Below are 23,361 nucleotides of genomic sequence, written 5' to 3'. Positions count from 1 at the left end.
GATTGATGAGTTCATTGGCCACGGATCGTGTCGACCAATGTTCATCGGGCGAATTCTCAGCACAACCGTTCGCCTTGTCGCCTGCGCAGACAGCGCTGTGGTACGCGCAGCGCATCCGTCCGGACGTGCCGTTGACCATCGCTCAGTACGTGGAGATCCACGGTGACCTCGACGCGGGCAGGCTGCTGTACTCGATCGAGCGCTTCGGCGCCGAGACCCAGGTCGGTCTGCTGCGGCTGGTCGAGATCGATGGCGTACCGCACCAGGTGGTCGATCCGTTCCACCGGCCCGGCTGGGCGCGGGTGGACCTGCGCGGTGAGGCGGACCCGCACGCCGCGGCCATGCAGTGGATGAACGAGCACGCCAGCTCACCCATCGACCTGGACAACGATCCGCTCATCACCAACGCGGTGCTGCGCTACGGCGACAACGACTACATCTGGTACGCCCGCGCGCACCACATCGTCATCGACGGCTACGGCGCCATGAACGCGCTCACCCGGACCGCGGAGATCTACACCGCGATCGAGAACCAGACCGAGCCCGCCGTCTCCCGGGCCACCCCGCTGGCCGAGATCTACGCCGACGAATCCCGCTACCGCGATTCCGCGCGGTTCCGCAGCGACCGCGAGTACTGGATGGAGCAGCTGGAGGGCGTGGGCGGCACGCTCAGCCTGTCCAACGCCAGCAGTGCCGTGCCGATGCCCGATCCGGGCCGCCGCCGGGCCACCGCCGTGCTGGACGAGCGCACCGAAGCCGCCGTCACCGCGGCCACCACCGCCTTCGGCGCCGCCAACTCGACGTTGTTCGCCGCGGCGCTGGCCTGCTACGTCCGCTCGGTCACCGGCACCGACGATGTGGTGCTGAGCCTGCCCGTCTCGGCCCGCACCACCGTCGCGCTGCGCCGATCGGCGGGCGTGGTGTCGAATGTGGTGCCGCTGCGGGTGCGGTTCGCCGAGGAGACCACCGTGCGCGATGTGGTGCGCGCGGTCGAACTCCAGATCACCGGCGCGCTGCGGCACCAGCGGTACCGTCACGACGACATCCGGCGCGACTGCGGATACTCGCGCGACGCGCGCGGGTTCTTCGGCCCGATGGTCAACATCATGTTGTTCCACAACGAGCTGAAGTTCGGCAGTCTGCTCGGCTCGCTGCACGTGCTGGCCACCGGCCCGGTCGAAGACCTGTCGATCAACCTCTACAACGGCGTCGGCGACCGCATCCACATCGATTTCGAGGCCAATCCGCAGCTCTACGGCGAGACCGAACTCGCCATGCACCACGAACGATTCCTGGATTTCCTCGCCCGTTTCCTCACCGCCGGCACCGAGACCAAGGCCCTGTCGCTGACCGCGATCACCGACGCCGAACGTCATCGGGTACTGCAGGCCTGGAATGCCACCGAGGTACCGGTGGCCGCCGACACCCTGGCCGGGCTGTTCGGTACCCGTGCCGCGGCCTGCCCCGACGCGACGGCGGTCGAGTTCGAGGACCGATCCCTGACCTATCGCGAACTCGACGAACAGTCGAGCCGGCTGGCCCGGATGCTCATCGACCGCGGCGCCGGGCCCGATCGCGTGGTCGGTGTGTACCTGCGCCGCAGTCTCGACCTCGTGGTCGGCCTGTATGCCATCGTGAAGTCGGGCGCGGCGTATCTCCCGCTCGACGTCGACTACCCGCGCGAGCGGATGGAGCGGATCGTGCAGCAGGCCGCGCCGGTCGCGGTGCTGACGGCCGCGGCGGACGCGGCCGGCCTCCCGGAGCACGCGCCCGGCCTGATCCTCGACACCGCCGATCTGTCCGGCTACTCGCCCGATCCGATCACCGACGCCGACCGACCGACCCCGTTGCGCCCCGATCACCTGGCCTACGTCATCTTCACCTCCGGTTCCACCGGCAATCCCAAGGGCGTCGGCGTCAGCCACGGCGCCATCGTCAACCGGCTGCAATGGATGCAGCACGAGTACCCGCTCGACTCCGGTGACGCGGTGCTGCAGAAGACCCCGGCCACCTTCGACGTCTCGGTCTGGGAGTTCTTCTGGCCGTTGCAGATCGGCGCCCGGCTGGTGGTGGCCCGGCCGGACGGCCATCGCGACCCCAGCTACCTGGCCGAGGTCATCGCGGCCAAAGGCGTCACCACAGCGCATTTCGTGCCGTCGATGCTGTCGGTGTTCGTCACCGATACCGATGTGCGCGGCTGCACCGGGCTGCGCCGGGTGTTCTGCAGTGGCGAGGCCTTGCCGCCGGCCACCGTCCGCGATTTCCACGCGGCCCTGCCCGGGCCGCGGCTGCACAACCTGTACGGCCCGACCGAGGCGGCCGTCGACGTCACCTATTGGCCCTGCCCGGCCGACCCGGAGACGGTCCCGATCGGCTCGCCGGTCTGGAACACCCAGACCTACGTCCTGGATGCGCGATTGCAGCCCGTGCCGCCCGGCGGAGTGGGGGAGTTGTACCTGGCGGGAACCCAGCTGGCCCGCGGCTATCTCGGTCAGCCACGACTCACCGCCGACCGGTTCGTCGCCAATCCCTTCACCCCCGGCACCCGGATGTACCGCACCGGCGATCTCGCGCGCTGGCACCTGCGTGGCCGCGGTTCGGCGGGCGGGCCCGAGCGCGGCGTTCTGGAATACCTGGGGCGCACCGATTTCCAGGTCAAGATTCGCGGGCAGCGCATCGAACTCGGCGAGATCGAGGCCGCTCTGCTCGCCGACGAACGGGTCGCTCGCGCGGTCTGCGTCGCCCACACCGGACGCACCGGAGACGAACTGGTCGCCTATGTGGTCGCCGCGCCCGGTGCCCGCGGTGACGACGCGGCCGAACGGCTCGACACCGCGGCCCTGCTCACCCGCCTGCGCGAAACGCTGCCCTCCTATATGGTGCCGACGGCCTTGATGGAGCTCGACGAGCTGCCGCTGAGCGCCAACGGCAAGATCGATCGGGCCGCGTTGCCCGCGCCCGCGGCGCATGTCCGGCCCACCGGGCGCGCGAGCATCGCACCGCGCACGGAGATCGAGCGGGTCCTGGCGAACATCTTCGCCGAGGTGCTCGAGATCGACGACATCGGCGTGGAGGACGGCTTCTTCGATCTCGGTGGCAATTCGCTGATCGCCGCGCGCGCGGTGGCCCGGATCAACGGCACCCTCGGCGCAGGCGTGACCATCCGCGATCTGTTCGAGGCGGGCACCATCGCCGCGCTCGCCGAGCGTTTCTCCACCCAGCACCTGGACACCTCGTCGCCGGCCTTGCGCCCGACGGGCCGCCCGGCCACCATCCCGCTCTCGCCCGCGCAGCAGCGGCTGTGGATCCTCAACCGATTCGCCGAGCACGCGGCCGCCTACAACATGCCCCTGGCCGTGCGCCTGGACGGCAAGCTCGACATCGCGGCGCTACGGGCGGGCCTGTTCGACGTGCTCGACCGGCACGAAAGCCTGCGCACCACCTTCCCGGAAACCGTCGAAGGCCCGAGCCAGGTGATCCACGCCGCCACCGACATCCCGCTGCATCTGGACCCCATCGACGCCCGCGGCGCCGATATCGACGCGCTGGTCGCCGAGTTCGCCGGATACGGCTTCGATCTGCGCAGCCAGGCGCCGATCCGGGTGGCGCTGTACGAGACCGGGCCCGACCGGCACGTGCTGCTGCTGGTGCTGCATCACATCTGCGGTGACGGCTGGTCGGTGGCGCCGCTCGCGCGCGACCTGATGACCGCGGTCGCCGCCCGCGCCGAAGGCACGGCGCCGCAGTGGACCCCGCTGCCGGTGCAGTACGCCGATTTCGCGCTGTGGCAGCGGGAGTTGCTGGGCGAGGAAACCGACCCGTCGAGCGCGCTCAGCCGTCAGCTGAACTACTGGCGCTCGGCGCTGGAGGAGTTGCCCGAGCAGCTGGACCTGCCGCTGGACCGCCCGCGCCCGCTGCGGCGATCCACCGCCGGTGCTCGCTTCGGGTTCACCATCGACCCCGAAACTCGCCGCGCCGCAGGTGAACTCGCCGTCGCGCGGGGCGTGAGCATGTTCATGGTGCTGCATGCCGCGTTCGCCGCCCTGCTGGCGCGCGTCTGTGGCAGCAGCGACATCGTCATCGGCACACCCATCGCGGGCCGCTCCGACCCGGCGCTGGACGAGCTCGTCGGCATGTTCGTCAACACCCTGGTGCTGCGCACCGAGGTGGATCCCGCCGCCGGGTTCGATCGGATGCTCGACGTCGCCCGGGAAACCGATCTCAATGCCTTCGCCAATGCCGACGTGCCGTTCGAGCGGCTGGTCGACGTCGTCAATCCCGAGCGGATGAGTGGCAGACACCCGCTGTTCCAGGTGATGCTGTCCTACGACCGTGCGCCCGAATTGCGCATCGAACTGCCCGGTGTGCACACCGAAGTGCTTCCGCTGGCGGCCGACGTGGCCAAGTTCGATCTCCAGCTCGAAGTGCACGACGACACCACCGACGGTCCGTTGCATGCCGAATTCGGCTATGCCACCGATGTTTTCGACGACTCCACGATTCAGGCGCTGGCGCGGCGGTTCACCGCGATCCTCGCCGCCGCGGTGGTGCGCCCCGATGCGCCGGTCGGCGACATCGATATCCTGGACCGGCGCGAGAAGGCCGACCTGGTGCCGATCGCGGGCGGGCCCGCCGAACCCACCGTCACGCTGGCGCGGTTGTTCGCCCAGACCGCCGAACGCCTGCCGGATGCGGTGGCCGTCCGCTTCCGCGGGAACGACACCACCTACCGCGAGCTCGACGAACGCTCCAACCAGTTGGCCAGGGTGCTGATCTCACACGGGGCGGGCCCAGAGGTGGTCGTCGCCGTCGCATTGCCGCGCAGCCTGCACTCGATTCTGGCGATCTGGGCCGTCGCGAAAACGGGCGCGGCCTACGTCCCGATCGATCCGGGCTATCCGCGTGAGCGGATCGCGCACATGATCGGTGATTCCGGGGCCCTGCTCGGGCTGACGGATCCGAGTTCACTGTCGGCGCTGCCCAGCTGGCCCGCCGATCCCGGTAAACACAGCCTGACCACCGGCACCTGGTTGATGCTCGGCTCCGGCGAGCTCGACATGGCGTGCGCAGCGCAATCGGCCGCGCCCGTCACCGACGCCGAGCGGCTCGGCGCACTGCGCGCGGGCCAGCCCGCCTATCTGATCTACACCTCGGGATCCACCGGCACACCGAAGGCCGTCATCGTCACCCACGCCGGCCTGGCCTCCTTCGCCAACGAGCAGCGGTATCTGTTCGGCGTCACCGATTCCGCACGGACCCTGCACTTCTCGTCGCCGAGCTTCGACGCCTCGGTGCTCGAGCTGCTACTGGGATTCGCGGCCGGAGCCACGGTCGTGGTCGCACCCGCCGATCTCTACGGCGGCAGCGAACTCGCCGACTTCCTGCGCACCGAACGCGTCACCCACGCGTTCATCACGCCCGCCGCACTTGCCACCGTGCCCTGCGATCGGCTCGACGACCTGCGCTCGGTGATGGTCGGTGGCGAGGCCTGCACGGACGCGCTGGTGGCCACCTGGGCGGCGCGCTACCGCATGCACAACATGTACGGCCCGTCCGAGGCGACGGTCGCGGCCACCGTCTCGGACCCGATGCGGGCCGGCGAACCGATCCCACTCGGCCACCCGGTGCGCGGTATGCGACTGTTCATCCTGGACAACCGCCTGCGCCCGGTGCCTCCCGGCACGCCCGGCGAGCTGTATGTGTCCGGACCGGGCATCGCGCGCGGCTACCACGGTAGGCACGCGCTGACCGCCGCCCGGTTCCCGGCGAATCCGCACGGCCGCCGCGGCGAGCGGATGTACCGGACCGGCGACCTCGTGGTGGCCGATCCCGCGGGCAATCTGCGCTTCCTCGGCCGCGCCGACGATCAGATCAAGATCCGCGGCTTCCGCATCGAGCTCAGCGAGATCGACCACGTGCTGCGCGCACATCCCGGCGTCGATTTCGCCGTGACAGTGGTGCACACCGATGCCAACGGACACCAGCGGCTGGCCTCGTATGTGAGCGGTGTGGAAGCGATCGACCCGGCAGCGGTGCTCGACACCGCACGCGGACGACTGCCCGGGTACATGGTGCCCGCCGCGGTCACCGTGCTGGACGAGGTTCCGGTAACGCCGTCGGGCAAACTGGATCGAAAGGCCTTGCCCGAACCGGTATTCGCGGCCACCGCCGCCTCCCGCGCGCCTGCCACCGAACTCGAGCTGCGGGTCGCCGCGCTGTTCGGCGAGGTGCTCGGCCGGCCCATCACCGGCGCCGAGGACAGCTTCTTCGACGTCGGCGGCAACTCGTTGCTGGCCACCCGGCTGGCCGCCTCGGTGTATCAGCACTTCGGCGTCGAATTGCCGGTGCGCACCATCTTCGAGGCGCCCACCGTGGCGGGCCTGGCCGCTCAGCTGGCCGAGGCTCCGCGTACTCAGCGCATCCCGCTGGTCGCGCACAGCCCGCGCCCGCACCGGATCCCGTTGTCGCTGCCGCAGCAGCGGCTGTGGTTCCTCAACCGTTTCGCCCCCGAATCCAGTGCCTACAACATCGCGTTCGCCCTGCGGATCGACGGCGATCTCGATATCGCAGCCCTGGGCGAGGCGCTGGCCGACATCGTCGACCGGCACGAAGTGCTGCGCACCCGATACCCCGACGACGAGCAGGGTCCGCACCAGGTCATCGTCCCGGTCGCCGATGCGGTACCCGCGGTCGTCCCGGTACCGGCCACCGAGGCCGAGGTGCCCGGGCTCCTCGAACAGCTGGCCCGGCGTGGATTCGATCTGAGCACCGACACCCCGTTACGGATCACCGTGCTGCGGGTGGACGAACGCCACCACGTGCTCGGCGTCGTCGTCCACCACATCGCCGCCGACGGCTGGTCGCTGGCTCCGCTCACCCGCGACCTCGCCACCGCCTACCTCGCACGTCGCGGTGGTGCCGCACCGAATTGGCAGCCACTGCCGGTGCAGTACGCCGACTTCGGGCTCTGGCAGCGTGAATATCTGGGCGAGGCCACCGACGCCGACAGCCCGGCCGCCCGGCAAGTGGAGTTCTGGCGCACCCAGCTGGCAGATCTGCCCGACGAACTGCCGCTGCCCTACGACCGCCCACGGCCCGCCGAACCGACCCAGATCGCTGGCTCGGTCCAGCGCACCCTGCCCGAGCCGGTGCGCAGCGCACTCGCCGAGCTGGCGCGCGAACAGGGCGTGAGCATGTTCATGGTGCTGCGCACGGCGCTGGCGGTGCTGCTGCGCGCGGTCACCGGCGGCCGCGACATCCCGATCGGCACCCCGGTGGCCGGGCGCACCCAGACCGAACTCGACGATCTGGTCGGCATGTTCGTCAACACGCTCGTGCTGCGCTCCGACGTCGACCCGGATCTCGCCTTCACCGCGCTGCTGCGCGCCGATCGCGACGCCGAACTCGCCGCCATCGCCAACGCCGACATCCCCTTCGAGCGCGTGGTCGAAGAACTGGGCCGGGATCCGCGCGCGACCGGCAGGCATCCGCTGTTCCAGGTCGCGTTGACGGTCCAGGACACCCCGCATCCACACCTGGAACTGCCCGGGCTGGCCTTGCAGGCGCACGCCCTCGACATCGCGTTGGCGAAATTCGACCTGGAACTGCGTGTCACCGATCCGGCCGAGGGCGGGGACGACGGCGCGCTCGAATTCGTCTACGCCGCCGAACTCTTCGACGAGGCCACGGTGCAGACACTGGCGGACCGGTTCCTGACCGTGCTCGCCACGATCACCAGCGACCCAGGTATCCGCGTCGACCACATCGACGCACGCACCGAGGACGAACGCCGGCGCTTCGCCCCCGCCGATGGCGCACCCGCGCGACCGAAGCTCACGCTGGCGGAGGTTTTCGCACAGGCCGTGGCCGCGCATCCGGACCGCACCGCGGTCCGCTCGGGTGCGCTCGAGTTGACCTATGCGGAGCTGGACCGGCGGTCGAATCGAGTGGCGCGCCGATTGATCCGGCACGGCATCGGCTCCGGCGACCGGGTCGCCCTCGGGCTGACCCGCTCGGTCGAGTCCGTGGTCACCGTGCTCGCCATCGCGAAGACCGGAGCCGCGTTCGTGCCGGTCGATCCGAACTACCCGGCCGACCGAGTCCGGCACATGCTGACCGACTCCGGGTGCGCCGTCGGCGTCACGGTCTCCGCGCACCGGGAGCGGTTGCGTGCCGCCGACGACCGCGGCATCGCCTGGATCGTGCTCGACGACACCGCCGATGCGGAATTCGAGCCCGCGGCCGACGCCGCCATCGCCGGTGAGCGGCTGCGCCCGACCCGCATCGATGACCTGGCCTACCTGATCTACACCTCCGGTTCCACCGGGAAGCCCAAGGGCGTGGCCGTCACCCACGCCGGCCTGTCGAACCTGGCCGACGAGCTGGCGCAACACGCCGGGGTGCAGCCGGATTCGCGCACGCTGCACTTCTCCTCACCGAGCTTCGATGCCGCGGTGCTCGACCTGCTGCTGTCGATCGGTTCCGGTGCCACGATGGTCATCGCGGCACCGGATATCTACGGCGGTGACGAACTGGCCGAACTGCTCACCACCGAACGGGTCACCCACACCTTCATCACGCCCGCGGCGCTGGCCACGATCGACCACGATCGCTGGCCGCTGCCGGATCTGCGGAGCCTGATGGTGGGTGGCGAGGCCGTCGGGCCGGAGCTGGTGGCCCGCTGGGCGGTCGACCGCACCATGATCAACGGCTACGGACCGACCGAGACCACTGTGCTGGCCACCATCTCCGCGCCGTTCCAACCGGGCCGCCCGATTCCGATCGGCACTGTCGTGCGCGGTGCGCGGGCCGTGGTGCTCGACGAGCGTCTGCGTCCGGTGCCCATCGGGGTGCCCGGCGAGCTGTATCTGGGCGGACCGGGCCTGGCGCGCGGCTATTTCGACCGTTTCGCACTGACGGCGTCGCGGTTCGTGGCCGATCCGTACGGGCCGGCCGGATCGCGCGTCTACCGCACCGGCGATGTGGTGCGCTGGACCGCTGACGGCGAGCTGATCTACCTCGGACGCAGCGACCACCAGGTGAAGGTGCGTGGGTTCCGGATCGAGCTCGGCGAGATCACCGCAGCGCTGGCCGGGCATCCCGGCGTCGGTTTCGCGCACACCCAGGTCCGTGAGATCGCCGGTGCCGACCGCATCGTCTCCTACGTGCAGCCCGCCGGGGATCTCGATCTCGACGCGCTGCGCGCCCATGCCGCGGCGCAGCTGCCCGCGCATATGGTTCCGGCGGCGATCACTGTCCTGGAACGGATCCCGCTCACGCCGGTCGGAAAGCTGGACACCGCGGCACTTCCGGAGCCGACGCTGTCGCCCGCCCGCACTACCCGGCCGCTGTCCACCGACGCCGAGCGGCTGGTCGCCGACGTGATGTCCGACCTGGTCGGTGCCGACATCACCGGCGCCGACGACAATTTCTTCGACATCGGCGGAACCTCGCTGCTGGCCACCCAACTGGTCGCCCGGCTGGCAGCGGCAACGGGCACGCGACTGCAAGTGCGTGCCGTTTTCGCCGGCCCCACCGTCGCCGAACTGGCGGCGCGACTGGACGCGGGAACGCCCGACGAGGGCACCCCGCCACTGGTCGCCGGCGCCCGTCCGCAGCGGATCCCGTTGTCGGCGGCCCAGCGCCGGCTGTGGTTCCTCAACCGCTTCGACAGCGCGGCGGGCGCACCGAGCTCCGGGGCCTACAACGTGCCCGTGGTGTTGCGCCTGCGCGGACGGCTCGACCGCGCGGCACTCATCGCCGCGCTGCACGCGGTGCAGCGCAGGCACGAGACGCTGCGCACGGTCTTCCCGGTCATCGAGGGCGAACCGGCGCAAGTCGTGCTGGATCCGGCCGACGCGGCGATCCGGGTACGGACCGAGACCGTGCGGGCCGACGCGGTGGAACCGATCGTGCGCGAATTCGCCGCGGAGGGCTTCGACCTCGGCACCACGGTGCCGCTGCGGGCCGCCATCCTGACCGTCGCCCGCCCGAGTGTGGTCACCAGCGAACGCGACGAGCATGTGCTGGTGCTGGTCGTGCATCACATCGCGATGGACGGCTGGTCGCTGGAACCGCTGGCCGCCGACGTGGCCGCGGCCTATTGCGCCGCCAGGGAAGGCCGCGTGGACACCGTGCCCGCGCTCGAGATCCAGTACGCCGACTACACGCTGTGGCAGGAGCGGGTACTCGGCGCCGAGGACGACGCCGATTCCCTCATCAGTCGCCAACTGGACTACTGGCGCAACACCCTCGACCAGCTGCCCGAGCTGCTCGCGGTGCCCGCCGACCGGCCGCGTCCACCGACACCGTCCTATCGCGGCGGCACGGTGCGCTGCGCGGTCGACGCCGCCACCCACCGGGAACTGAGCGCTGTCGCCGCCGGGCACAACGTCAGCATGTTCATGGTGTTGCACGCCGCGTTGGCAGTACTGCTGCACCGGATGACGGCCGTGGACGACATCGCGGTCGGCACCCCGATCGCGGGACGCGGACATCCGGCGCTCGACCGCATGGTCGGCATGTTCGTCAACACCTTGGTGCTGCGCACCCGGGTGGACGGCGACGCCGCGTTCACCGACCTGCTCGCGGCGGTGCGCGATAGCGACCTCGACGCCTTCGCACACGCGGACCTGCCCTTCGAGCGCCTGGTGGAGGTGCTGAATCCGGCTCGGTCGCAGTCGCATCACCCGCTGTTCCAGGTGATGCTGTCGGTCCGCAACGAGCCGGTCCGGGTGTTGGAACTGCCCGGCCTGCGCATCGACGCCGAAGACGCCGACACCGGGATCGCCAAGTTCGATCTGCAGTTCACCCTCACCGAGAACCGCACCGCCGCAGGGGGCCCCGGCGGCATCTCGCTCGCGATCGACTTCGCCCGCGACCTGTTCGACGAGGAGACCGCGGAGAGGTTCGGTAAGCGCTTCGTCCGCCTGCTGACCTCGATCGCAGCCAGCCCCACCACCCCGGTCGGCGATCTGGACCTGCTCGATCCCGCCGAATGGCCGGAACTCGCGCCGGTACGCGGCGCCCAGCCGGATCGTCCGGTCACCCTGCCCGAGGTGTTCGCCGCGGCGGCGGCGTACGACCCGCACGCCATCGCCGTACGGTCGGACGGAACCGAGGTCACCTATTCGGCCCTCGACCGATGGAGCAACCGCCTCGCCCGCGTGCTCATCGACCGCGGGGTCGGACCGGAAACGCTGGTGGCGCTGGGTATTCCACGGTCGGTGGAATCGGTGGCGACGGTGCTCGCGGTCGCGAAGGCCGGCGCGGCGTTCGTACCCGTCGACCCGAACTATCCGGCCGGGCGCATCGCGCACATGCTGTCGGATTCGGGTGCCGCCCTCGGCATCACCCTCGCCGAGTACCGCGACAGCCTGCCCTCGACGGCCGAGTGGCTGGTGCTCGATGCCCCCGATATCCGCTCCGTGGTGTTGGCGGCCTCAGGTGACCCCATCACCGACGCCCACCGGATCACCCCGCTCCGATTGGAGAACCCGGCCTACGTCATCTACACCTCCGGGTCCACCGGAACCCCCAAGGGCGTCACCGTCACCCACGGCGGTCTGTCCAACTTCGCCGCCGAGACCGCGCAGCGTTTCGATGTCCGCCCCGGATGCCGGGTGCTGCATTTCGCGACGCCGAGCTTCGACGCCGCCATGCTGGATCTGCTGTTCGCCCTCGGCGGCGCCGCCACCCTGGTGATCACTCCACCGGGCGTGGTCGGCGGTGAGGAACTGCGCCGGGTCTTCATCGATGAAGCCATCACGCATGCCTTCATCACCACCTCGGCGCTCGGCACCGTCGATGCGGCCGGTGTCACCGAGCTGGCGCACGTACTGGTGGGCGGCGAAGCGCTTCCGCCGGAACTGGTGACCAGGTGGTCGCGTGGCCGCAACCTGTACAACGTCTACGGCCCGACCGAGACGACCATCGTCACGATCATGTCCCAGCCGATGGCGCCGGACCGGCCCATCACCATCGGCGGACCGATCCGCGGCGTGGACGCACTCATCCTCGATCCGCGGTTGCATCCGGCGGCCATCGGCGTCACCGGGGAACTGCACCTGGCCGGAGCCGCCCTGGCCCGCGGATACCTCAACCGCCCCGGCCTGACGGCGACCAGGTTCGTCGCCAACCCGTACGGCAAGCCGGGCGAGCGGATGTACCGCACCGGTGACCTGGTGCGGCTGTGGCCCGGCGCGGACGCGGGGTCCGGCGACATCGAATACGTCGGCCGGACCGACCATCAGGTCAAGATCCGCGGATTCCGTATCGAACTCGGCGAGATCGACACCGCACTGGGCAGGCACCCCGGCGTCGAGGTAGCCCTCACCATCGGCCACCGCACCGCCGCGGGCGCCACCGCGCTGGTGTCGTATGTGAAGCCGCTGGCCGGCGCGGTGGTGACCGCCGCCGAGCTGACCGCCCACCTGGCGGATCTGGTGCCCAATTACATGGTGCCGCAGTCGATCATGATGATCGACCGGGTGCCGCTGAGCCCCGTCGGCAAACTCGACCGGCAAGCGCTGCCGGAACCGGTGTTCACCGGCGGTCAGGGCTACCGGGCACCGGCGACGCCCACCGAGGCGGCGGTGTGCGCGGCGTTCGCCGAGGCGCTCGGCATCGACCGTGTCGGCGCCGACGACAGCTTCTTCGAACTCGGCGGCAACTCGCTGCTCGCGACGAAGGTGGTGGCACGCCTGCGCGCCGAGGGCATCGAGATGCCGGTGCAGATGATGTTCGGTGAGGCGACCCCGTCCGCGCTCGCGGCCAGGCTCGACGACAGCGGCGTCGCCGATGCGATGGCCGAGGCCCTGGCGCCGATCCTGCCGCTGCGGCCCGATACCGGCGCCAGCCGCGAGCCGCTGTTCTGCGTGCACCCGGCCATCGGTCTGGCGTGGTGCTACTCCGGGTTGCTCGCGCACCTGCCTGCGGATCGCCCCGTCTACGGCCTGCAGGCGCCGCACGTCACCGGAGGCGCGGGCTACGGCACGCTCGCCGAAGCGGCCGATCATTACGTCGAGCACATCCGGTCGGTGCAGCCGCATGGGCCCTACCACCTGCTCGGCTGGTCCCTGGGCGGGCTCATCGCGCACGAGATCGCGGTGCGGCTGCAGGAGGCGGGGGAGCAGGTGGCGCTGCTGGCGATGATGGACAGCTACCGGCTCTCCGACAGCCTGCTCGATCAGGCCATGCCGAGCGTCGCCGACATCATCGGTGAATTCGGCAGCGAGCTGATCGCCGACGCCGGAGCGCTCGACGACCAGATGAGCCTGTCCGAGGCCGCCGCGCTGCTGCGATCCCAGCCGGGACCGTTCGCGGCGCTGACGGTCGAACACCTGGAACGGCTCTACGCCGGCTATGCCGACGGCACGGTGCTGGCCAACAGTTTCCGGCCCCGGGTATTCGGCGGCGACCTGCTGTTCTTCACCGCGGCCGACGACGAGATCAACCGCGCGGACCGGGATCGATGCGCCGCCGCCTGGCGTCCGTTCGTCACCGGCGCCGTGCACGACCATCAGCTGCGCTGCACCCACGCGGCGATGACCACACCCGAAGCACTCGCGGTGATCGGACCGGTGCTGCGCTTCCACCTCGACGGCGCGGACCGGCAAGCGAAGGAGACACACAGGTGAGCCTGGCGGTGGAAGTCCTCGGCCTGGTCAAGAACTACGGCCGTGTGCGAGTGCTCGACGGGATCGACATCCAGATCCCGGCGGGCACCGTGATGGGATTGCTCGGGCCCAACGGTGCGGGCAAGACGACTACGGTGCGCATCGTCACCACGTTGCTACGGCCGTGCGCCGGGACGGTCCACGTCGCCGGCGTGGACGTGCTGCGCGATCCGGCCGCCGCCCGCCGCCGGATCGGGCTGTCGGGCCAGTACGCCGCCGTCGACGCGAACCTGTCCGGCTACGAGAACCTGCGCATGGTGGCCCGGCTCTACGGGATGTCGCATCGGCAGGCCGCGGCGCGCGCGGGCGAGCTGCTCACCGCGTTCGGGCTCGACCATGCCGCCGATCGCCGGGCGGGCACCTACTCCGGCGGCATGGCACGCCGGCTCGATCTGGCCGGTGCGCTGGTGGCGCGGCCGCCGGTGGTGGTCCTGGACGAACCGACCACCGGTCTCGATCCACGCGGCCGGCTCGACATGTGGCGGGTGATCGGCGATCTCGTCGACGACGGCACCACCGTGCTGCTGACCACCCAGTATCTCGAAGAGGCCGACCAACTCGCCGACCGGATCATCGTCATCGACCGGGGCAAGGTGATCGCCCGCGGTTCGGCCGACGAACTGAAGACCTCCATCGGCGGTGACCGGCTGACGGTCACCTTGGCCACCGGCCAGGAAGCCAAGCCGGCGCTCTCGGTGCTGGCCCAGGTGGGCATCGGCGAGCCGGTGCACGACATCGGCAGCCACGATGTGTCGATCGTGGTGGGCGAGGGGTCGCGCACCATGGTCGAGGCCCTGCGGCGGCTCGACGACGCCGGTGTGTGTGTCGTCGACGCGAACGTGCACCGCCCCACCCTCGATGACGTATTCCTTTCCCTCACCGGCACCGCGGCACCCACGCCAGCGGCGGCGGAATCCGATGACGTACAAGAGGAGATCATGTCGTGAGCTCAGCGCCGGCAGCGGTACGTGACGAAGCCCCAGCGGCCGAGGATTCCGCGGCGGACACCGACGCTCGCGGAGCGGCGAAACCGCGTGCGGCGGCAGTGGATATGTCGCCGCGCGGACGGGTTTTCCGCGACAGCGCCATCGTCGCCTACCGAAACCTGCTGACCATCCTGCGCGTTCCGACGCTGCTGGTGACCGCGACGATCCAGCCGCTGATGTTCGTGTTCCTGTTCGCCTACATCTTCGGGGCCTCGCTCGGCGGCAGCCAGTACCGGGAGTTCCTGCTGGCCGGGATCTTCGCCCAGACGGTGGCCTTCAACGCGGCGTTCACCACCGTCGGGTTGGCGGGCGATCTGCACAAGGGGATCATCGACCGGATGCGGACGCTGCCGATGTCGCGGATGGCGGTGCTGCTCGGGCGCACGCTGTCGGACCTGGTCGTCAACATTCTCAGCCTGATCGTCATGGTGGGCTGCGGTTACATCGTCGGCTGGCGGATCAACGGCCCGATCACCGACGCCGCGCTCGCCTTCGGTGTGATCTTGCTGTTCGCGTTCGCGATGTCCTGGGTCGGCGCCCTCACCGGTTTGCTGTCTCCGACAGTGGAGGTCGCGCAGAGCGTCGGCTTGATCTGGATGTTCCCGCTGTCGTTCATCTCCTCGGCGTTCATTTCCGCGCAGACGCTGCCGGGGCCGTTGCGCACGATCGCCGAATGGAATCCGATCACCGCGGTGGCGGCGGCGGGGCGCAAGTTGTTCGACAACAGTTCGCCACCGTCGTTCGCGACGCCGACCGGCTGGCCCGCCGAACATTGTGTCGAGTACGCGGTGATCTGTTCGGTGGCCATCCTCGTGGTGGTGGTGCCCTTGGCGCTGTTGCGGTATCGGCGCGTCGCCAGCCACTGAATCGAGGCGCCGTGGCTTCGGGCCCGTGCGCCACAGGACAGACGAAAGGCCGCTCATCCCGGACGAATCCGGTGTGAGCGGCCTTTTTCGGCGCGGGGCTGCCTCAGCCGCGCCTGCGGGTCTTGAGCAGTTCGAGGCGCTCCTTGAGCAGTTCCTCGAGCTCTTCCTTGCTGCGCCGTTCCAGCAGCATGTCCCAGTGGGTGCGCGGCGGCTTGACCTTCTTGGCCTCCTGCGTGGTGCCCTCGAGCAGGACGCCTTCCTGGCCGTTGCGGCACAACCACGTCGGCGGGATCTCGGCGTCGTCGGCGAACGGGACGTCGAACTCTTCACCATTGTCGGTCCGATACCGGGCCATCCGGCGGGGCGCCAAATCGTGGTCGCGGTCGGTCTCGTAGCTCACCGCTCCGAGCCGACTGCCCCGGAGTACGCGATCTGCCATCTGTTCGGTCCTCTCTGTGTTTGATGTGCCGCTCCTGCGTCGCGGCGTGTTCGCGGCCCCACGGTGGCCCGTATCTCCGCGGCGGCGGAAACCCGAGCCGGGCTGCGAACGGGTTCGCAGGACTCGCTCCTCCATGGATAACCGGTGGCGCGGTCGCGAACCTCCTCGGCGTCCGGCTCTCGCGCACGGATGCGCGGAACCGGTTGTGGGCTGCTCGCTCCCGGCGTGGCCGGCCGGGCGCGAACACCATGTGCTCTGTGAACGTGTGGTGGGCTACTTTCGTTCCCTGCGGGGGAGAACCTGGCTATTCTACGCTGTTCGCCGCCGTCACCGGAGCGGCGTGCCCTGTGCGGACGGTCGCCGGGTGCGGTTAGGGTGTCGGGTCATGTCGCGCCGGTCACTGTCCTGCCTGTGGTGCGGGCGGGAAATCGTGGAATCCGAGGTCGGGCGTCGCCGCCGGTATTGCCGTCAGTCGTGCCGTCAGCGGGCCTACGAACATCGCAACAGCTTGAAGGGGACGGGGATTCCCGAGGATTCGGTGGTGCTCAGCGCACAGGAGGCGGCCGATCTGGCCGACCGCTGGTTCGCGGCACGGTGTGCGGCCGAGGATGTGGCGACCGCGATCGGCGAGGGTGCCGACGCGGCCGAACTGGCTGCGCTCAGTGAGACTCTGCTCCAGCTCGCCCGTGACGCCGAACGTCTGCGCTGAGTGCCGCGGAGTCGGATCTGCGCGTAATCGCTTCGCCGGCGCGAGCGCGGCCGCGGCGGTACACCAGCACGCCGAGGCAGGCCACCACGACGACCAGTGCGGCAAAGGCGCCGACGGTGAGCGCGTCCGGACGTAGCAGCGGCTGCGCGCGCATGGCCTGCCAGAACGTCAACCCGAACAGTCCCGCGTAGCCCACGGCGAGTACGCCGACCAGGTCGGTCCGCGTGCGTTCGCCGCGCAACCAGGGCAGGCGCGTTGCCAGCGCTGCCGAAATGATCACCGCCGCCAGCAGCACCTGGATCCCGTGGAGTCCGAGGAAATGCGGAATTCGCAGGTCGCCGCCGATGGTGCTCCAGTGTGTGATCGGCATGCCTGCCCCGTCCCGAGCGAGTTCGGTGCGCAGACCCGGCTCGACGACGGTGTGCCCGGCCACCAACTCCACGATCCGGCCCTCGGCGTCGACCACACGCTGCTTGCCGGTGAAGCCCATCAGATACGCCTGCGCCATCCCCGCGACCGCCAGGACGAGACCGGCCCGGATCGCGCGCGTGGTCGGCCGGTCGACCAGCCGCTGCGCGCACAAGATCAGGGCCAGCACCAGATTCGCCACGAACAGGCCGGGAACGCCGGAGACGAAGATCTGCTGCCCGATGACGTTCACCGGGTCGGGATCGGAATTGTTGAAATGGCTGAACGTTCCGCGCGCGGCTTGCACGGCGATGAAACCGACGTCGAGCACACCGGTCACCGCGAAGGCCGTCCCGAGCCACCAGGTGGCACGGCGGCCCCGGTGCGGCAGCGCCAGCAACCAGATCAGGGTGAGACCGTAGAGCGCGAAGGCGACGCCGAACTTCAACGGCTTCAGCCAGACCGACTCGCCGAGCAGCTGACGGTCGTCGACGACCAGGCCGCAGGCCGAAACGATCGTCAGGGCGGTCATCGCGCCCACCATCACCAGCAGTGGCCGGTGCAGGGCTGCGCGTTCGGGAAAGCCGGAGCGGAATCGGTCCGAAGCCGGTGCCGGGGAAGCGATCTCGGGTGTGACCATGCCGCGACACTAGGGACCCGCACCGCGCGGCCACATCACGCCGGCGCGCCATTGCCGCCCCCTACCGGAGTACCGGATCGCGGTGGGCGGCCCATCCGCAGCCCTAGGACGGCGAAGGCCCGCAGGCGCTCTCGCCTACGGGCCGTCCCCGTGAATTCTCGGCGACGGGTCGCCGCCGGTGTCAGGAGTGGTCGCCGTGGACGCTGATCCCGCGCGCGGCCAGCCAGGGCTGCGGGTCGATCGGCCCGACGCCTGGCACATGGACCTCGTAGTGCAGGTGCGGACCGGTGGAGTAGCCTCGGCTGCCGACGGTGGCGATCACATCACCGGCGCGCACCGGCTGACCGACGGTCACCAGGATGTCCTGCATATGGCCGTACACGCCGACGGTGCCGTCGTCCTGCTGGACGCGCACCCACAGGCCGAAACCGCTGGCCGGGCCGGCCTCGATCACGACACCGTCGGTGACGGCCGCGATCGGCGCGCCCAGCGGGTCGGCGAAATCGATGCCTGCGTGCATCGCACCCCAGCGCATGCCGAAGGTGGAGCTCATGGGGCCGGCCACCGGCCGGATGGTCTTGGGCCGGGCGAACTCGATCGCCAGGCGGTTCTGTTCCCAGGCCACCGCCTCCGGCACGGTCTGGGCCCGCTGGGCTTCGGGTGGGGTGAACGCGGTGAAGGTCGCGTCGGCGGTGTCGGCCACCAGCTGCGGGGAGTGCAGGGCCGCGGTCGAGTTCTCTTCGGTGCATCCGGCGAGCACGCCGAGCGAGGCGCCGATCGCCGTCGAGGCGGCCACCACGCGGGTGGCGACGCTGCGACGACCGGTGCGGGGCGCGCCGGGACGGCGAGAAAGTAACGGAACGGTCACGGGCATAGCTCGAAGCTACGGGACCGTCGCCGCCGCTCCGCAATCCTGTGGCTACCATCACCAGCGCCTATAACCCCAGTTCGTTGATTACGAACTGATAACGACACGGTTGATATTCCGCGTCGAGCTGGGCAAATGCGGTAAATGGGCGATTTGACGGCGAAACCGCTAGTTGATCACACTGTGTTAGTGGCGACTAATGGAGTCCGGGCGATCGAAGCGCTCGCCGACCCGACTCGGCGGGCGATCTTCGAAGCATTACCGCATGCGCAACTCTCGGTGGGCGAGCTGGCCGAGGCCGTTGGCGTCAGTAGTTCGGCGGTGTCGCAACACCTGCGGGTCCTACGGGAGGCGCGCCTGGTGATGATGCGCCCGGACGGCAACCGCAGGCGGTACTTCCTGGATCCGCGAGGGCTGGCCGACGCCCGCGACTACGTGGAGCGATTCTGGCCGAGCGCCATCGCCGCCTACTCCGCGGCGGTGCACACCGCGAGCGTCGAAGTGCCGACTCCTCAGCCGACGCGGCGGTAAGCGCGAGGGCGTTCACCGGTGCTGCCCGCCCAGGAGTGCTTTCCGAGCTGAGCGTCGATCGCGCCGAGCACCTCGCTCACCCCGATCCGCAGCAAGCCCGCGTCGGTGCTGTCGGCGTCCGGGTCGCCGACCTGCCCCGCCCAGAGCACATCGTGGCGGGCGAGCAGATGCGGCGGTGGTCCGCCACGGCGCGGGGGAGTCGGGCCGAACAGCTGCACGGTGCGGGTGCCGAACGCGGTGGCCAGATGGGCGACGCCGGTATCACCGCACAACACCAGCGCGGCTTCGGCGACCGTCGCGGCCAATTCGATGAGATTCTGTTCGCCGGCCAGCACCCGGTGCGGTGGCAGCCCGGCCCGCGCGGCGATGCCGAGTGCGGTCTCGCGCTCGAACTCGTCGCCGGTGATGACCACCTCCCGGCCGAGCACCGACTGATGCCGGATGACGGCGGCGAACCGGTCCGGCGGCCAGCGCCGTGCCGGTGCGCCGGCGCCGATGTGCACGACGACGGCGTCGCGGTGGCTGGTGGTGGCCACCGGCGGGACGAGGCCGAGGTTGCGCCGGTCGGCATCGATGCCGTCGAATTCGAGCAGATGGCACCAGCGGTCGACCAGGTGCATATCGGGATCCCACTGCGGGCCGGGCAGCTCGGGGAAGGCCGGATTGCGGTAGGTGAGGATGCGCCGCGCGTCGGTCTTGATCAGTTCGACGATCGACTCGGTGTCCGGGCCGTGCAGGTTGACCGCCAGATCGGGGGCGGGTCCGTCCCAGCGCAGGCTGCCGCCCTCGGTGGTGGGGACCATGGCGTCGACGGAGGTGATCAGATCGACGATGGGCCGTAGCCGATGCGGGGCCGCCAGGACGATGCGGTCGTCCGGCCTGGCCCGGCGCAGCGCGCGCAGCGCCGGGACCGCGGTGAGCAGTTCACCGAGACCGCGTGCCTGAAGCACGAGAACAACCGACACCCTCTTCTCCTAGCCACCCGAGACTCGTCAAACCCGACCCACTCGACTCACCTGACGGCGTTCACGACGAGAGCCATTGACCCACAATTACCCGGCGTGTACAGCGGCAAACGTGATCATCACGGCGTTCTCGGTCACAGTCGGCCGCCGGTGTGCACGACCGGCGGTGGCGGCGCGCGGACGCGGGTAGTGAGCAAATGCCCAGAGAACCAGGGATTTCGGGCATAACATCACTTCATGACGACGAATATCATCCCGCAGGGCCCGGTGCAGACCCTCGCGCGTGCCGCCTGGCAATCGATCTTGGTCACCGGATTGCTCTCGGTGGTCCTCGGCGTCCTGATTCTGGTGTGGCCCGGTAAGACGCTGCTGGTGGCCGGCATCATCTTCGGGATCTACCTGGTGGTCAGCGGCCTGTTGCAGCTGGTCGCGGCGTTCGCGGCGCCGGCGAGTGCGGGGATGCGGGTGCTGTATTTCATCGCGGGCGTGCTGTCGATCATCATCGGCGTCTTCTGTTTCCGCGACGAGCTGGCCTCGCTTCTTCTGCTGGGTCTGTGGATCGGGATCGGCTGGTTGTTCCGCGGAGTCGCGATGACGATGGCCGCGGTCGCCGAACCGGGCCTGCCCGGTCGTGGCTGGCAGGGGTTCTTCGGTGTGATCACCGCGATCGCCGGAGTCGTGCTGATCGTCTGGCCCGTCGAATCGGTCGCCACCTTGGCCTGGGTCGCCGGTATCTGGCTGGTCGTGCTCGGCATCATGGAGATGATCACCGCCTTCGGGGTGCGCAAGGACGCGAAGGATCTGGGTGTTCCGGCGCAGCCGGTCGCATGACACAATCGCGGGGTCAATGGTCGACGTCGGGGGTCGACATCGAAAGGAACTGGAGGCACGAATGTTTCGTACTGCTGGGATCGTCGGTGCGCTGGCCACCGCGGGTGCCATCACCCTGCTGGCCCCTGGCGCCGCGCACGCCGCAGGCGGCACCCTGACCCTGAACGGTGCGCCGCACGCGAACCCGGTGGGCTGCTTCAACACCGGCGACAGCTTCTACACGACGCTGCAGACCACCGTCGGCAACGGCACCGATCAGGCCATCACCCTGTACGCGGGCCCCGACTGCGCGGGCCAGGCCCTCGGCGTGATCGACCCCAACACCATCGGTTACGTCCCCAGCGGCGGCAGCGTCTCGGTGCCGTAGTACCCGGACCACCGAATTCCCCGTGGACCCCGCGATCTCTCGCGGGGTCCACGCGCTTTTGCGGGTAGGACGGCATACACCCGCACCCCGGTGGACGCTGGACGCGGGTGGTCGTGTCCGCGCGCTGTGGTGCGGGCTACGGTGGCAAGACCAGCCGACGTATCGAGTAGGGAGCCATCGTGGGTGAGCGTGTTCCGAGCCAGTGGGAGGAGATCACGGCCAACGACCCGGCGCACTCCACCTGGTACGTCGAGCGGTTCCGCGGCCTGGCCGCCCAGGGGCAAGACATCGTGGGGGAGGCCAGGCTGGTCGACGCGATGCTCGGCAGGGGCTCGCGCGTGCTCGACGCCGGATGCGGGCCCGGCCGCATCGGCGGCTATCTGCACGAGGCCGGTCATGCGGTCGTCGGCGTCGACGTGGACCCGGTGCTGATCGAGGCGGCCGAACACGACCACCCCGGCCCCACCTGGTTGGTCGGCGACCTGGCCGAACTGGATCTGCCGTCCCGCGGCATACCCGACGGCTTCGACGTCATCGTGTGCGCGGGCAATGTGATGACCTTCCTCGCGCCGAGTACCCGCCGAGCGGTGCTGTCGGGCTTCGCCCGCCATCTCGACCCGGATGGCCGGGCCGTTATCGGATTCGGCGCCGAACGGGGCTACCCGTTCGAGGAGTTCTTCGCCGACGCCGCGGCCGCGGGCCTGGCATCGGACCTGCGGTTGTCGACCTGGGATCTGCGCCCGTTCCGCGACGACTCCGACTTCCTGGTCGCGGTGTTCACCCGCGCCTGAGGGGTCGTCGGGCTCTCGTGAAATAGCTGCCGGCGGTTAGCAATTCGAGTTCGATGCGGGCAGCGTCATTCTGCACCGGAAGATTTCGTATTCGTGCGAAACCGCCGCTATTCCAATAAATTTGAGGATCGCGCCGTCGTGGTCCGATCGCCTCAGAGGCCGAATTGGTTCCAGGCGGCGGTATTTCGGTGGTCTCATGGAGGAGATAAAGATTCATTCGCATCAGCTTGGAGCCGGTGGAGATTGCCTTTTCGTGGGATGAGAAATTGTCACCGTTCTTGTCCGTGTCAGCGTCAGGATTTGCCCGGATGGGGCTGAGTGGAGGCGCAAATATCGCTCTGACCTGCGATTATTACTTGAGCGAGGTCGGTTGACGGAGACGTCAGGAAGGAATTTTGGCGACGCTCGAAAATTCATGAAGATCGACATCGGTGTTATTCATAGCATATTCGCAGGTCAGCGCATCGCGGCAGGCGCGTTCAACTCGAGTTCACTTCGATGTGGATAACGTTAAGATAAATAGAGCATCACGTTTGAATAACGGCACTACCAATGGTGTGCGGCGGTGCAAGAGCATCGCGATTCGCACACGGATAGGAGTGGAAATGGGTTCAGTGGACCTGGGCAGCCTCGGAGACCTTCTGAGTGCATTCGGTGACATCTTCAGCGGTTTCGGCGGGCTCTCCAGCTTCTCGGCCGAGTAATACGCAGACTGCTGTGCCGACAGCCCGCCGGGTATCCCCGGCGGGCTGTCGGCATTTCTGTGCCTGGTCCCGCTTCGGCCCAGGTCGGCGCGCTTTCGGGTGGTCTGTCGGCAGGCGCGGGCCGACGCTCCGGCGAATATACGACTTGGCGTAGTAGAGGTGCGTCGCATCGGCTAGCGTTGGGCGCTATGGACGTTGTCTACAACATCGTGGTTGTCACCCATCTGCTCGGAATGGCCGCGGTCGTCGGCGGTTACGCCGCGAGCCGGCCGGTGGTCTCGGAGCTGATGGTGTGGGGTGCGCGGCTCCAGTTGATCACCGGCGTGATCCTGGTCGGGCTGGCGGAGTCGATCGACTCACTCGACAAGGACCTGAACATGGTCAAGATCGGCATCAAACTCGCCGTCTCGGTGCTGGTCGCGGCGTTCGCCGAAATGAGCCGCGCCGACGCCAAGCGCGGCAAGGCCGTTCCGTGGATGACCCACGCGGCCGGTGGGCTCGCCATCCTCAACGTGCTGATCGCCGCGCTCTGGACCTGAGTTCGTCGCGGCCGGTTCCCGGCGCCGTACCGCGCCGGGAA

The 23,361-nt window shown here is 69.3% G+C and carries 13 protein-coding genes; 9 read left to right on the top strand and 4 right to left on the bottom strand.

Annotated features, from left to right (window positions below):
- The first annotated feature begins 5 nt into the window (after window positions 1-5).
- The 3 genes from AC4HOU_RS02855 to AC4HOU_RS02845 all read left to right on the top strand — a co-directional run bounded on the left by AC4HOU_RS02855 (window position 6) and on the right by AC4HOU_RS02845 (window position 15,528).
- Window positions 6-13,637, top strand: a complete 13,632-nt coding sequence (locus AC4HOU_RS02855) for a non-ribosomal peptide synthetase (RefSeq protein WP_490724100.1) — start codon at window positions 6-8, stop codon at window positions 13,635-13,637.
- Window positions 13,634-14,623 (top strand): ATP-binding cassette domain-containing protein, encoded by a 990-nt coding sequence (locus AC4HOU_RS02850; protein WP_163810686.1) that lies wholly within the window; start codon window positions 13,634-13,636, stop codon window positions 14,621-14,623. The genes AC4HOU_RS02855 and AC4HOU_RS02850 overlap by 4 nt, the downstream gene beginning before the upstream one ends.
- Before the next feature lie 104 nt (window positions 14,624-14,727).
- Entirely contained in the window at window positions 14,728-15,528 is an 801-nt protein-coding gene (locus AC4HOU_RS02845) for an ABC transporter permease (RefSeq protein WP_163811095.1), read from the top strand.
- A 103-nt stretch (window positions 15,529-15,631) separates the two neighbouring features.
- On the opposite strand, the gene AC4HOU_RS02840 is transcribed toward AC4HOU_RS02845, so the two are convergent.
- Window positions 15,632-15,967, bottom strand: coding sequence for an RNA polymerase-binding protein RbpA (locus AC4HOU_RS02840; protein WP_014351500.1), 336 nt, complete (start codon window positions 15,965-15,967; stop codon window positions 15,632-15,634).
- Window positions 15,968-16,352: 385 nt separating this feature from the next.
- Between AC4HOU_RS02840 and AC4HOU_RS02835 the strand changes: the two genes are divergently transcribed.
- The gene (locus AC4HOU_RS02835; RefSeq protein ID WP_048833443.1) at window positions 16,353-16,676 is read left to right on the top strand and encodes a hypothetical protein; all 324 of its coding nucleotides are present in this window, start codon (window positions 16,353-16,355) and stop codon (window positions 16,674-16,676) included.
- Here AC4HOU_RS02835 and AC4HOU_RS02830 read toward each other — a convergent pair.
- Window positions 16,627-17,724 (bottom strand): hypothetical protein, encoded by a 1,098-nt coding sequence (locus AC4HOU_RS02830; RefSeq protein WP_490724099.1) that lies wholly within the window; start codon window positions 17,722-17,724, stop codon window positions 16,627-16,629. The two genes, AC4HOU_RS02835 and AC4HOU_RS02830, sit on opposite strands and share 50 nt — an antisense overlap.
- Before the next feature lie 181 nt (window positions 17,725-17,905).
- On the bottom strand, window positions 17,906-18,598 hold the full coding sequence (locus tag AC4HOU_RS02825; RefSeq protein WP_228806552.1) for a M23 family metallopeptidase: 693 nt from the start codon (window positions 18,596-18,598) through the stop codon (window positions 17,906-17,908).
- A 183-nt stretch (window positions 18,599-18,781) separates the two neighbouring features.
- Here AC4HOU_RS02825 and AC4HOU_RS02820 point away from each other — a divergent pair, with 183 nt between their 5' ends.
- A complete protein-coding gene (locus AC4HOU_RS02820; protein ID WP_163810690.1) occupies window positions 18,782-19,123 on the top strand; it encodes an ArsR/SmtB family transcription factor in 342 nt (113 codons plus the stop codon).
- On the opposite strand, the gene AC4HOU_RS02815 is transcribed toward AC4HOU_RS02820, so the two are convergent.
- Window positions 19,105-20,088, bottom strand: a complete 984-nt coding sequence (locus AC4HOU_RS02815) for a glycosyltransferase family 9 protein (protein ID WP_194990961.1) — start codon at window positions 20,086-20,088, stop codon at window positions 19,105-19,107. The two genes, AC4HOU_RS02820 and AC4HOU_RS02815, sit on opposite strands and share 19 nt — an antisense overlap.
- A 237-nt stretch (window positions 20,089-20,325) precedes the next feature.
- Here AC4HOU_RS02815 and AC4HOU_RS02810 point away from each other — a divergent pair, with 237 nt between their 5' ends.
- The 4 genes from AC4HOU_RS02810 (at window position 20,326) to AC4HOU_RS02795 (ending at window position 23,320) form a co-directional block, all read left to right on the top strand.
- Window positions 20,326-20,919, top strand: coding sequence for an HdeD family acid-resistance protein (locus tag AC4HOU_RS02810; RefSeq protein ID WP_163810694.1), 594 nt, complete (start codon window positions 20,326-20,328; stop codon window positions 20,917-20,919).
- Window positions 20,920-20,980: 61 nt separating this feature from the next.
- Complete coding sequence (locus tag AC4HOU_RS02805; protein ID WP_138448780.1) at window positions 20,981-21,286, top strand: hypothetical protein; 306 nt, start codon at window positions 20,981-20,983, stop codon at window positions 21,284-21,286.
- Between the two features lie 179 nt (window positions 21,287-21,465).
- Window positions 21,466-22,077: a class I SAM-dependent methyltransferase gene (locus AC4HOU_RS02800; protein ID WP_490724098.1), complete on the top strand. Its 612-nt coding sequence runs from the start codon at window positions 21,466-21,468 to the stop codon at window positions 22,075-22,077.
- A gap of 892 nt (window positions 22,078-22,969) precedes the next feature.
- On the top strand, window positions 22,970-23,320 hold the full coding sequence (locus AC4HOU_RS02795) for a hypothetical protein (protein ID WP_163810699.1): 351 nt from the start codon (window positions 22,970-22,972) through the stop codon (window positions 23,318-23,320).
- Window positions 23,321-23,361 lie beyond the last annotated feature (41 nt).

It is taken from the genome of Nocardia sp. JCM 38205 (assembly GCF_058222935.1).
Note: the sequence above shows the minus strand (reverse complement) of the source record. Positions and strands in the feature narration are given on the sequence as shown.

Excerpts from the sequence above, each read along its gene's own strand:
- AC4HOU_RS02845 (WP_163811095.1), top strand. The coding sequence starts at position 14,728 with ATGTCGCCGCGCGGACGGGTTTTCCGCGACAGCGCCATCGTCGCCTAC.
- AC4HOU_RS02810 (WP_163810694.1), top strand. The coding sequence starts at position 20,326 with ATGACGACGAATATCATCCCGCAGGGCCCGGTGCAGACCCTCGCGCGT.
- AC4HOU_RS02805 (WP_138448780.1), top strand. The coding sequence starts at position 20,981 with ATGTTTCGTACTGCTGGGATCGTCGGTGCGCTGGCCACCGCGGGTGCC.
- AC4HOU_RS02855 (WP_490724100.1), top strand. The coding sequence starts at position 6 with ATGAGTTCATTGGCCACGGATCGTGTCGACCAATGTTCATCGGGCGAA.
- AC4HOU_RS02835 (WP_048833443.1), top strand. The coding sequence starts at position 16,353 with ATGTCGCGCCGGTCACTGTCCTGCCTGTGGTGCGGGCGGGAAATCGTG.
- AC4HOU_RS02830 (WP_490724099.1), bottom strand. The coding sequence starts at position 17,724 with ATGGTCACACCCGAGATCGCTTCCCCGGCACCGGCTTCGGACCGATTC.
- AC4HOU_RS02825 (WP_228806552.1), bottom strand. The coding sequence starts at position 18,598 with ATGCCCGTGACCGTTCCGTTACTTTCTCGCCGTCCCGGCGCGCCCCGC.
- AC4HOU_RS02840 (WP_014351500.1), bottom strand. The coding sequence starts at position 15,967 with ATGGCAGATCGCGTACTCCGGGGCAGTCGGCTCGGAGCGGTGAGCTAC.
- AC4HOU_RS02795 (WP_163810699.1), top strand. The coding sequence starts at position 22,970 with ATGGACGTTGTCTACAACATCGTGGTTGTCACCCATCTGCTCGGAATG.